This window comes from Siphonobacter sp. BAB-5385 (genome assembly GCF_002261125.1).
Taxonomy (GTDB): domain Bacteria; phylum Bacteroidota; class Bacteroidia; order Cytophagales; family Spirosomataceae; genus Siphonobacter.
Window position 1 is genome coordinate 1 of record NZ_NMPS01000123.1, and the last position, 12,409, is coordinate 12,409.

Here is a 12,409-nt window from a genome sequence, read left to right on the forward strand (position 1 = left end):
AAGCAGTACTGCTTCGGACTTCTTACTTTTTATACAGAATATCAGCGAACGATAACCACACGACCCGTTGCTTTAAAAGCCGGATCAATGATCGGATAGGTTTGTCCGTTCTGGCTCAATTTCAGTCGGTAGATATACGTGCCGGGCGGAAGGCGGTTGCCCTGATGGTCGGTACCGTTCCAGAAATACTCGTTGGTTCCTACTCGCAGCGGCTGGCTTTCGTTGCTAAGTACGCGTAGCAATTGTCCCTGCATACTCATGATCTCAACCGTCATGGCATCGGGGAGACTGTCGCCCGTCAGTACCAGATGGAAGCGGGTATACAGCTCCAGCGGGTTCGGGCTAACCAGAAACTGCTGAAGTCCCGTTTCCGCCTTGACCTGGAAACGAATGGCGTAAGGCAAAGCTCCGGCATTGTTACCAGCCACATCACTCCCCTGGGCCTGGAAGAAATACGTGCCCTCGGCCAGGTTTTTAGGCTGGTAGGTAACCCGTACTTCATTACCGGCCAGCGTATCCCATTTCATAGCCGGGTTTTTGTAGGAAAGGCGTTGTAACGCACCTTCCGGTTTTTGCCAGTATAAATCGATTCCCACGGTATCCTTCTTGATTGCGTATTTATTCGAATCTTTCACACGAACGACAATCACGGGATTCGCCGAAACGTAGTCTCCTTCGCGGATCGTTCGGCCATCAAACGTCACTTCCAGCGTGGGTGCCGTGCGGTCGGCCTGCACGTTCAGAGCAAACGTAACGGTGTTGTTGGTATAACTTACTTCAGGTAACACCTGTGGATTGACACTAATCGAAAGACGATTTTCTCCGGCCTGCAAATTCCGGTACGTCAGCGACAGGGGAATCGACTTGGCGGCGGCTACCCGGTATTGTTTCGTAGTGGTAACACTGGCGGCGGCATTCGTGAGGGTTTCGGTAACCAGCAGTGAATCTGTAAAGGTAGCCGTGCTGAGTACATTGAAATTCAGAGCCTGCGTAAAGGAAGCCCCTTCTTCCAGTGTCAGCGGTAGTGTGGACAGGTACGAAGTACGTCCCTGTACGTACAAGGCTCCTTCAGGAACGCCCTGATACGAAACCAGCCAGCGTTTCAGTTGTGGAGCCGTAGGACCACTGATTTTTTCCCGTAATCGCAAATTCGGATATTGCCTGGCGTCAATCTTGCTGATGTCAATCAGCGTTGACGTAAGATTAGTAATTAGCAGCGTTTCATTGCCACGGGCATCTACCCCGTACACGTCGAGCGAAGACTTCTGCTGAGCGTTTTTGGTGACCTGCTGGCGAATGGCACCCCAGCGAGTGGTAGGACCAATCAGCGAAGAAGTCAGCACACCCGACGTCGCCGAGCCCGAAAAATCCCAGCGGCCGTTCCGCAACAGTACCTGATCGGTCAGTACGTTTTCGAACTGGTTTGACTGGCTTTGAGCCCAGCCGTCTTCCACCCCTTTGATGTACGTGAATGAATACGTAGACCACTGGTTGGTACCACTCACGGCCTGATCGGCATCGCGTACCCGCCAGTAATAGACGGTGCTGTCAGAAGCAAGCAGAGCTACTTTCCAGCCTTCGGCATTGCTGGAAGGCAACGTTGTTGTTTTCTTGAACGTACTAGTGAAGGCCGCCGACGTATCCAGTTCGAAAAGGATATTTCCCGCAGTTACGCTGGCATTCGTTGGCGTATATTCCGCCATCAGACGAGCCGTCGGAGCACCGTTTTCCTGCGTTCCTACAATGGCAAAATCGTGCGGCAATACGGGCCGGGCTAACGAACCGGGCAGGGCGAGGCTAATGAATGCTTTGTTGTTCTGTTTGTTTAATTCATCGATCTGATTGGCCGCGTCGATCGTCACATCAAAGCGGTTGTTTCCACCACTGTTTGCGGCATTGCTTACGGTGAAGTACAGCGTATCCTGATAGGCAACCGGAGCGTATCGACGCGAACCCAGGTCAATTTCGCGGCCATTAGAAAGTGTCCGCTTCAGGCTGATGGTAAAAGGTTTAACCAGATTCCGACCCAGGTTACTGACCACCATTCCTACGCGGAACGAATCCGCACTGGCTACGACCTCTTTTCCATCAAAACCTTTCAGAAACAGGCCAGAGTTCGTAACGGCGTAATCGGGTTTGGTATAAGGGAAGGGAACAATAGCAGGATCGCCCTGAAGGACAAATTGTTGAGAATGTCCTAAAGCCATTTCACCCGGATAAGCTTTGAGATAACTACGGATGGTCGTGAGCAGGGAACTACCAAAGGATTTGCCCAGACCTAATTCGTTTTTGAACATCTGTTCGTAGAGCGTCGTAGAATAGCCGTTCAAATAGGTAGGGAACCCACTAAAACTGGTGGCAAGAGCCAGAATTGCTCCCCGATCGGCTGTATTTACCCAGTCGGAACTGAGTGGTATGGCCGCCAGGTTGTTATCGAAAATGTTGCCGGCATCACAACCATTAATAATCATAATGGGATACTTTCCTTTGTTCCGATAGCCGAGTGACTCATTCGTCACATATCCTACATCGATGTCCGAGATTTGAGCTGCGGCGTGACCGAAAAAAGTAATGAAGCCCAGGCCTTGATTGACGGAGCTGGAGATGTTGATAAACTCAACCGGATCATCCGTTTTTTTAGAAGTAATGGATACTTTTCCGCCTAGATTATTCTTTTCAGCAATCGTTTTGTAGTTCTCAACGTAGTTGCGAAATAAGTTGAGTTCTCCAGTAGTTTTACCACCACTCAGGTGAAGGAAGGATTTACGCCACAATGCGGGTTCCTGCCGTTCATATTCTTTGACTTTATTTAGATAGGCTAATACTTCTTCCGGCTTGGTTACGCTCAAACGGCCCACCGGAACGCCCGGAATATCCTTTTCACCCGTCAGACCTTCAACGGTAACCCAATCGGATCCCGGCCAGCCGCCCGCAGGTACGAGGTTATTCTGGTAGAAATCAGGAATAAAACGGTAAAACTGAGGAGCCAGAGCTTTGCCAATCAGGAACAGGTGCTCGGGTTTGCCATGTTGAATCATGTAATCCGCAAAGTGGCGAACAGCCACGCCACTACGCTCACCGTAGTTAAACTGATCGGCTAAAAAGTCAATATCGACAACCAGTGTATCGTGTTTACCACCCGCTGCTGATGCTCGGTAGGTGGCGTATTCTTTGACAATATCTGCATAACCCCCTGCAGGTTTCTGCAGACGTTTATTCGTAACAATGAGGTAGTTGCTTTTAGCCGGATCAATCTTGCGGAAGCCGGTCGGTTTGATAGTAGCTACATTCTTTAATTGTCGATTCACCCAGAGACTACGTCCAGAGCTGGTTTGTGAAATGACAGCTGATAAAACACCATTCGTCAGCGTACCTGTAATACGACGTATCTGGTCGGGTTGGGTAATGTCGTAAATCTGATCGGTTGCGGAGGCGGAACCAAGCTGAACAAACGAAGTGCCTGTAGTATTGGCTCGTAAACGGAACGTTTTACCCGTATTCACTCCCTGCAGCGTCAGGGCTTGCGGGTACGAAAGTTGCGTGTAAACCACGTAGTTATATTCATTATCGAAAGAACCCTTGGTAGAAGCAACCGTTAAAACGTGTGATTGAGCTGACAAATCACTCCAGTCGAGGTCGGCCTTGAATAGCTGAAGATCGTAATTTTTGAAATCGATTGTTCCCAAAAGTCGGTTTTGGGTCGAGCTAGTTCCTCCTCGGATCTCAAGTTTATGGGGATCGGGTGTACCTCCGTAGATTGACAGCTCCAATTTAGGTTTGTCCCCTGCGGTATAGGGATTGGTAAGGGAAAAGGTATAGCTTTTACTTTGCCCGTTATTGATCCTTGCGTCGGTATAGCCTTTGCCTACTTCATAAGAGCTAATCGTCATTCCTGAAAGGTACCGTACGCCAATTGGATACGTAGGCCCCACGGGATAACCCGCTTTAAACAACAGAAGCTCATCCTGCCAGTGAAAGGGTTCCGCCTGCAAGGTTCCGGGAGCCTGTGCTGCCACCGTTTCCATTCGTTTTCCGGGCTGACTGTCTAGTCGGTAGGTTAAATAGTAGTACGTTGTATCACTGAATAAACTTACTTTCGGATTGGTTTGAAGCTTCGGATCCCGGTACAAAGAAGCATCCCGACTACCGTCATTGGGAACACCGTAAAATTCAACGTAATCGTTGCTGTCAAACTTGCCATCTTCCTGTCCACTAACCGTTATAGCTTGCTCCGTACCTTGTTTAAAAAGTTGATAGGAAACGGGGTTCTTTTCAACAGGAAAACCGGCTTGCCGTAGCTGGTCATAAGGAATACGATAAACGCCTTTTTCCCAGACCGGAATTTTAAAATACGTTTGTTCGTAGTTAATCCATTCATTCCCAAATCGGCCCTGCTGAGCATGACTTCGACTAAATAGGAGCAAGCCAATAAAAAGAATATATAAAGTATAACGGTTGGCTAACATAAAGGTGAATTATAGATTAGGGATAATAAGCTGGAATAAAGTACGCAATTTAAACAATTCTTTGGGTAGTAAATTAGTCAGCGGAATCATTATAAAAAATAGTAATACCGGTCGTTTTACTTTTTCCCAGTACCGGGCTTGTAAGGGTGAGGAAAGCCAGTCCAGGGCAGCCAGACATCCAAGCAGGGTAGTGGGAGCGAGGAGTCGATAATTTAAGGGATCAAACGGACTAATCAAGCGTAAGAAGGTAATGATCAGGCCATACACTCCTCCCACGTAAAGGTATATACTAGCTCTGGAAAGGTTGAACGTCGTCCCTTTCCAGGAATAAACATTAAAGATGTAAATGAAAAGAGCCAGCTCTATCAATAGACTTACCCAGAGCAAGGGGTCATCTACGGCAGCGTCCCGCAGTACTATAAATTCATTGAACCATCCCTGAGCTATTCCACCCAGGAGAGCAGGTAAAGGCTCGGTTTCCACGAAACGTGCTCCACCCCATAGTGAATCGCCCTGCCAGAGATTTACTCCAAAATACAAGCCATAGCCCACTGCTAACGTAGAGAACATACGTAAGGACCATTGAGCCTGTAGATGTAGTCGGTTCTGCTGAAAATACACGGTTGCAATTGCCAGACTCACACCCACAAAGCCGCCCATGTAACGTACTAAAAAGGCAGCGTAGCTTAAGCCAAGAAAGGCAAAAGAGTTGGCCGCCTCATGCGTCCAGTGGCGGTAAAGTTGCAGGCAGACTAAAACCAGAATGACGATGAATAAGGTTTCCGACCAGGTGTAAATAGCCATCTTCGTTAGATAACCCAGGGCAGAACCCATCACGTATGCCCGGTTACCGTAGGTTCGGTGTAATACATACAGGAGCCCATAAATAGCAAGGAGATTAACCAGTTTGGACGCCCACAAAAGAGATACTGGCAGCAGCCAATGAACGAAGGCAATACAGGCCGAATAGCCCAGGGGCCAGAGAGTATTCCAGCCACCGTGCCATTGGTACCCTTCTCCGCTCGATAAAGCCAAGGCTGATTCGAGATAAGCGTACGAATCAGGTGTGCACCCCTGGTCAGGGACGAAGCGGAGGCCTTCGCAAATCAGCAAACTGTAAAAAGCTGCCAAAGCCAGTAGCTTACACAGGGGAGAAAAAACGAGCTTCATGACAGATACATCCTTCTGAAGAGAACATTTTTAAATCTTCTTTGGAAAAACTTCTCGACCGTATGGTGAAAAAGGTAGGCAAAGGCGATACATACCACAACCCCCAGCATTAAAATAACCAGGCGGGATTCTATGCTTGCATAATAGCGGCTGGCTAAATGGGTGAAACGGGTACCAATGGGTAAGTGGGTTAAAAACAAGGCATACGAAATCTGACCCAGGAACCGGGGCAGGCGAAGCGGTAGTCGAAAAACAATAGCGAAAAAAGCGAACAGGACGCCCAGCAAATGGATGAGATCAGATCGGTGGGTGTAGACCGAAATACATAGCAGGGCAGAAAACGTCCACCAAAACGTCGAGGGTACCAGGGCCGTACGGTGTCGTTGCCACGCTAAAATTCCCAAGGCATATAAGGAGCAGTCATGAAATACGGAAAGATGATTATCCGTGAAGAAGCCTAAACTGGACAGTAGCACCAGTCCGACGCTTTGCCCAGTGGGAGAGGCTCTGAAAAAAGAAGGTGCGGCTAACCCTATCAACAGATAAAACTGCCACTCTACAAACAAGGTCCAGTACGAGGCATTCAGAAAAGGGTAATCAAACAAAGAGTTGATATGTACCAAGTTGGTGAAAATGACGGGTACGTTGAGCTGAAAGGCAGAACCCGCATACGTTGGAGCTATGGAAGAAAGGTAGTTGAGAAAAACGACCAGGAATACGGAAAGTATAAAGGCAGGTTCTAAACGTAAGTAGCGTCGTTTCAGGAATGAGCCAAGGTAACGCCACTGGTATGGGTGATCAGATAAGGATTGAATAATGACATAACCGCTAATGACACGAAAGACCAGCACATTAAATGGATTGTGATACAGGAGTCTTACAAATACAGATTCTGGAGAAAATAACTGATCTGTGCCCAGATGCAATACGCAGATCGACAGCGAAGCTATTGCCCGAAGAGCATCAATATTCTGTAGTCGCTGGGTTGATGTCATGCTGGCAAAAATAGAATGTTTTCCTGAAAAGAGAGCTTTTAGTACTCACTTCCATCTCATCCCGTATTTGAGCCATTCTTACTATATATAAACTACGATAAAATTTATTTTGCCAACTACCTTGCATAACAAAGTACCTGCTATTACTTTTGTTTCAGAAACCGGATTAGGCTTCGGGACGAATAGCCTGCTCAGTCCACTTGATCAAGGAATGAAATGAGCTCTTTCCGAACCTGTTTAAACATTACGCGAAATGAACCTGGAAAATGCTCAAGTGCAAATGCGGAAGGGAATCCTGGAATACTGCATTCTGCACATCATCTCGCGGGGAGAGGTTTACGCCTCTACGATGCTAGAGGAGCTGACTGCGGCCAAAATCATGGTCGTAGAAGGTACTCTCTACCCGCTTCTTACCCGCCTCAAAAACTCGGGTTTGCTGGATTATAAATGGGTAGAGTCTTCTTCCGGGCCCCCACGAAAATATTATATCCTGACTGAAAGCGGCCGCCAGTTCCTGTCTCAGCTACAGACTACCTGGGAAGAACTTCAGTTTTCAGTAAATGAAATTGTGGCGAAAGAATCGAAGGGCGAATAAGACCGACGGCGTACCCCGTTCCTGTCTGCTATCATGCTAACATTCAGTCATTGAACCAATGAAAAAGACCATATCCATCACCATTGCGGGAGTTGTTTTCTACATCGAAGAAGACGGCTACGACCGCCTGCAAGGCTATCTGGAGTCCATTAAACGCTATTTTTCTTCGTACGAAGCAGTGCCGAAATCATCGAGGACATTGAAGCCCGTATCGCCGAAAAATTCTACGAGAAGGTCAAAAAAGACGAAAAACGAGCCATCACTTCCGAGGATGTCGAGGAGCTGATTCAGGCCATGGGTACCGTAGCCGATTTTGAAGCCTTGGAAGAGGATGAAGATTTCGGTACGCCCAAAACCTCGTCGCAGTCCACGTACACGACGGCAGGACCGGCTCAAACGACAGTTCCTCCCGTTCAGAAACGCCTGTACCGGGATACCAAACGTAAAGTCCTGGGAGGCGTATGTTCCGGGATTGCACACTACCTCAACGTCGATCCACTCTGGGTTCGGCTGGCGGCTCTGGTGCTGTTCATTGGTACGCCTGTCTTTGGTGGCATGTCCGGCTTGGGCGATGTTTTTGGCCCCCTCAGTGGTATTATCTTTATTATCTACATAGCCTGCTGGGTATCGTTCCCCGGTAATGCTAACCTGGAAGAAGATGAAAAATTACGGAAACTCTACCGTGATCCCGAAAAAAAGGCCTTAGGTGGGGTTGCCGCTGGGGTTGCTGCCTACACAGGTTGGGATCTGGGAATCATTCGCTTTGTCTGGGTACTGAGTATTCTGCTGTTTGGCTCAGGACTTATTCTGTACTTCGTCCTCTGGATCATTACGCCACAGGCCAAGACCCTCACAGATCGCATGAAAATGCAGGGGGAGCCTATTACGCTTACCAATATTGAAACCAATATCAAGAAGACGCTGAACGTAGAAAATCAGCCCATAGAAAGTACGGCTACGAAGATTCTGCTGTTCCCTTTCCGGGCTATTGCGGCCATCTTCGAGGGTTTAGGACCGTTTTTTAACTTCCTGTTCGTACTTATTCGCATTGCCGCTGGAGTGATGCTGATTGTCATCAGTTTATCGTTTATTCTGGGCCTGGTAGTAACTCTGGGCATTGCTCTGGGCCTTTCCGGACTCGACCACTCGCGTATGGGTATGGATATTCCCGTGGGTTTGCTGAGTGATGCTTCGCCCTGGATGTTCGTGTTCAGCTTTTTGGGACTGGTTGCTCCGGCTATTGCCTTGGGTGTCGCTGGATTGTCCTTACTAGGTCGGCAGAATTACTTCCGGCCCGTGGTTTGGCAAACGCTGCTGGGCGTCTTTCTGATCGGTACCATTGGTTCGTCGGTGATGATTCCGCAGTACGTGTCCAATTTTTCCCGACGCGGAACGGTTGAAAAAACGACGTTTTTGCCCACGCTCAAACGCCTGTATTCGACATGAACGACGACGATTATGACGAGCATCGCAACGGTAGCCTAAGCATGGAAGCCTACGACGGCACGGAAATTAAACTGATCGAAGAATTTTCCAGCCGTGGCCAGAGCCGGAAAGATGCCGAACGGTTAGCGTCGCAAATCACGCATAAAGTCAGTCAGCGGGATTCCATCATTGTCTTTGATCAGTATTTTGATCTACCCGAAGGCACGCCGTTCCGGGCACAGGAACTCCGGATGAAGTTGTACATCCCGTACGAAAAAACCTTCAGTATGACGGAGCGTTTCGCCCAGTACGTAACCAACGTTTTCCCCCGGCAGCTTTTCGACGAAAATCAGTTTGAAGGTTCTCTGTGGCAATACACGCGGGATGGCGAGCTGATTTGCCTGAACCGTAACGTTCCGCAGCAAGAAGAATCCTACAACGAAGATGAAAATGACCATTCGTACGAAAGCCAAATCGGCAGAGGTACGCCTCAGGAATATAACCTGGATGGCTTTTCCAAACTGGATATTTCCGGTGGATACGCCGTCGAAGTGAAACGTGGAAGCAGCTACAAAGTGACGGTGTACGCTGAAAATGAACGCCAGCTCGATGATATAAACGTACGGGTTTCGGGAAATACGCTGGTAATAAACCGGAAAAACCGACTTGGATTTGGCTTCCGCAACCGGCGTCAAAGCATTCGGATTGAAATGCCGGAACTGGAAAACGTAGAATTCACCGGAGCCGTGTCGGCCATCGTGAAAGGCTTTGATAATGTCGGCGACATTGAATTGGCGGGAGCTTCCAAAGCCACGTTCTCGGGACTTAACGCCGAGAAAATGGAAGTAACGGTACACGGAGCTGCGGGCCTTACGTTACTGGGTTCAGCTCAGATACTCAAGGCGGATGTTTCCGGAGCTTCACAGTTAGAAGCTTTCTCACTCAAAGCAAATGAAGTAGAAGTAGATGCTTCCGGGGCCTCTAAAGCTCATGTCATGGCTAACACCATACTGAATGCCACGGCTTCCGGAGCCAGCCGGATTCAATACAAAGGCAACGCGAAAGTGGAAGAAAACCATTCAGGAGGCAGTTCAATAGACCGCGAAGAGTAAGATTTCAAATTCAGAATACAGGTAAAACCCTGCTTCGGTTCGATGGCCGAGGCAGGGTTTTTTCGTTACTTGCCCAGATTATCAACCAGGCATTCACAGGACAGAAGCCGAAAATTCTGGACGTAGTAGTGGCCCTTTTAACTCGAAATCTAATCATGAAACTTTTTACCGTAGAGCAGATACGCCAGTGGGATGCGTATACGATCGCGAATGAACCCATTACTTCGGTGGATTTAATGGAACGGGCTGCGGCGGCTTTTACCGAATGGTTGCTGCGTACGGGACTGGCCGAGACACACCGGGAAATTTTCATTCTCTGCGGTATGGGTAATAATGGTGGAGATGGGCTGGCCATTGCCCGACTCCTGCATCAGGCGGGGTATCGGCCTCACGTATATGTGGTTCGCCATTCCGAACGCAGTTCAGACGACTTCAATGTCAATCTGCAACGCTACGAATCACTAGCTAGTGTACAGTGGCTGAGCGATCAGCAAGCCCTGCCTCTGAGCCAAACGAGCGTAATTATTGACGCTCTGCTAGGTTCTGGTCTGACCCGATCCGCTTCGGGCTTACTGGCTCATACCATTCAGCAAATCAATACTAGTAAGGCAGAAATAATCTCTGTAGATATTGCTTCGGGTCTTTTTGCCGATCAGGCTAATGGAGCGGATGACGTCATCGTACAGCCTTCGCATACGGTAAGTTTTCAGGTACCGAAATTAGCTTTTCTTCAACCTAAGAATACCTTGTACGTAGGCAAATGGCATCTGGTAGACATTGGATTGAGTCAAGCGTACGCCGAACAAACGCCTAGTCCGTATTTCTATACCGATACCCGGGCTGTACCCGAGCTCCCGGATCGCGATTCGTTTTCCAATAAAGGAACGTTCGGACACGCTTTGTTGATGGCTGGTAGTTACGGTAAAATTGGAGCCGCCGTACTGGCTTCACGGTCCTGCCTGCGGAGTGGGGTCGGATTACTAACGGTTCAGGTGCCCCAGTGCGGTTATATGATTATCCAGACTTCCGTGCCGGAGGCAATGTGCCTGACGGACGAGCACGAAACGGAATTATCGCAATTGCATGAGTTGAGCAAGTATTCGGCGGTCGGCATTGGTCCTGGTATGGGGCAGTCGGAGCGAAACCAGCATGTACTCCGCCAATTCATTACCCAGGCTCAGGATATTCCCTGCGTGATCGACGCGGATGCTCTCAACATGCTGTCGCAGGAGCGGGATTTGTTAGAACAACTACCACCCAAAACAATCCTGACGCCCCATCCGAAAGAGTTTGAACGTCTATTAGGTAAACCCTGGAAAGATGATTACGAAAAACTACAATTGCTTCAGGATTTTAGTACTCGCTACCGGGTAGTGGTAGTACTGAAAGGTCAGCATACGGTCGTAGCCTCGCCCGATGGCGAATTTCATTTTAATTCCACGGGTAATGCCGGAATGGCAACGGGCGGTACGGGCGATGTCCTGACGGGAGTACTGACCGCCTTACTAGCTCAAAAACTGGAACCCAAAGAAGCGGCTATTCTGGGGGTATACCGTCACGGTGAGGCTGGCGATCGAGCCGCTGCCCGTCGGGGAATGGTTGCTCTCACTGCCGGGGATGTAATCGATGGATTACGGTGGTGAATCGTAGGTTTCTGATTAATAGCCTTTTAGGATCTTTTCAGAGGCATGAAAAGAGATTTTTAAAGGGAGTTGAATTTTAATGTTACCAAATTGTTAAATTTTAATGAATTAATGGTTAAGTTCGGGTCTACGTCACATTTAACGCTGACTCGCGATGAAAACATTTATTTATCTGGTTGCCTGCACGTTGCTGATCTCCGCCTGTACTACGAGTAAAGTACGAGTCGATACTACTTTGGACGAACAAGTTTCATTAGCCTATAACCGTACGTATTCTATCCTGAAAAGTTCTGATTTAAAGAACCTCGGCGAATACGAGCAGGGAATTATTTTACAGGAAATTGAAAAACAGATGAATGCCCGTGGCTACAAAGCCCTGGAAGAAGGAGGGGATTTATCCGTTCTGTTTTCCGTATACACGGATCAGTTTAAACTCAAACAAAGCAGTCCCGCCTACGCGAATCAAAAACTGAAGAAAGGTACGCTGTTGATTCATCTGGTCGATGAAACCCTCAACCGCTCCGTGTGGATGGGCTATGCTTCGGGCCTTTTTGAAAAGGAAACGACTTTATCCGAACGCGAATTACGGGCGGCTACGCGGCGTATCATGGATCAGTACCCGGCTCTGGCTTATGGTTATGCTCCGGCAAAAATGGTAGTCAAGCAGTAAGCAGTCTTTAGTTAGTTCAGGTAAAAAGCCCCAACGCAGGATTTATCCACGTTGGGGCTTTTTTTATGGGTACGCAGTAATTAGCGACTACACCTAAAACAAAAATTCGCCGATCTCAGAGAGATCGGCGAATCCGTTATTGGTCTTTCTTCCCATTTGAAAACCATATCGTTTACGTCGCTGAATGTCATTCATTGACGATTGGTATCAATTTTGGTGAACCGTTGCGGCGTTGTCCGTAACAATTCTTATGCAATGATACGAATAATATTGAAACATCTAAAGAAATAGTTGAATTTTTTTACGTAAATTTTTTTAAAGAATAAATCGCAA

The 12,409-nt window shown here is 48.2% G+C and carries 9 protein-coding genes; 6 read left to right on the top strand and 3 right to left on the bottom strand.

What is annotated here, in order from left to right; all coding sequences use genetic code 11:
• Positions 1 to 41: 41 nt before the first annotated feature.
• From BWI93_RS12480 to BWI93_RS12490, 3 genes are read right to left on the bottom strand one after another with little or no spacing between them, the layout of a single operon-like run.
• The gene (locus BWI93_RS12480; protein ID WP_094811761.1) at positions 42 to 4,466 is read right to left on the bottom strand and encodes a C25 family cysteine peptidase; all 4,425 of its coding nucleotides are present in this window, start codon (positions 4,464 to 4,466) and stop codon (positions 42 to 44) included.
• Positions 4,467 to 4,475: 9 nt separating this feature from the next.
• Positions 4,476 to 5,636, bottom strand: a complete 1,161-nt coding sequence (locus BWI93_RS12485) for a hypothetical protein (protein ID WP_094811763.1) — start codon at positions 5,634 to 5,636, stop codon at positions 4,476 to 4,478.
• Positions 5,633 to 6,631 carry an acyltransferase gene (locus BWI93_RS12490; protein WP_094811765.1) on the bottom strand — a complete coding sequence of 333 codons (999 nt, stop codon included), beginning with the start codon at positions 6,629 to 6,631 and terminating at the stop codon, positions 5,633 to 5,635. The genes BWI93_RS12485 and BWI93_RS12490 overlap by 4 nt, the downstream gene beginning before the upstream one ends.
• 253 nt (positions 6,632 to 6,884) lie before the next feature.
• On the opposite strand from BWI93_RS12490, the gene BWI93_RS12495 reads away from it, so the two are divergent.
• The 6 genes from BWI93_RS12495 (at position 6,885) to BWI93_RS12515 (ending at position 12,076) form a co-directional block, all read left to right on the top strand.
• On the top strand, positions 6,885 to 7,226 hold the full coding sequence (locus tag BWI93_RS12495; RefSeq protein WP_094811767.1) for a PadR family transcriptional regulator: 342 nt from the start codon (positions 6,885 to 6,887) through the stop codon (positions 7,224 to 7,226).
• A gap of 58 nt (positions 7,227 to 7,284) precedes the next feature.
• Entirely contained in the window at positions 7,285 to 7,512 is a 228-nt protein-coding gene (locus tag BWI93_RS27445) for a hypothetical protein (protein WP_141217446.1), read from the top strand.
• A gap of 8 nt (positions 7,513 to 7,520) precedes the next feature.
• Positions 7,521 to 8,672, top strand: coding sequence for a PspC domain-containing protein (locus tag BWI93_RS12500; RefSeq protein WP_094811769.1), 1,152 nt, complete (start codon positions 7,521 to 7,523; stop codon positions 8,670 to 8,672).
• Entirely contained in the window at positions 8,669 to 9,763 is a 1,095-nt protein-coding gene (locus tag BWI93_RS12505) for a head GIN domain-containing protein (RefSeq protein ID WP_094811771.1), read from the top strand. The genes BWI93_RS12500 and BWI93_RS12505 overlap by 4 nt, the downstream gene beginning before the upstream one ends.
• A gap of 155 nt (positions 9,764 to 9,918) precedes the next feature.
• Positions 9,919 to 11,406, top strand: a complete 1,488-nt coding sequence (locus tag BWI93_RS12510) for an NAD(P)H-hydrate dehydratase (RefSeq protein WP_094811772.1) — start codon at positions 9,919 to 9,921, stop codon at positions 11,404 to 11,406.
• Between the two features lie 154 nt (positions 11,407 to 11,560).
• Positions 11,561 to 12,076 carry a DUF4136 domain-containing protein gene (locus BWI93_RS12515; protein ID WP_094811774.1) on the top strand — a complete coding sequence of 172 codons (516 nt, stop codon included), beginning with the start codon at positions 11,561 to 11,563 and terminating at the stop codon, positions 12,074 to 12,076.
• Positions 12,077 to 12,409: the final 333 nt, after the last annotated feature.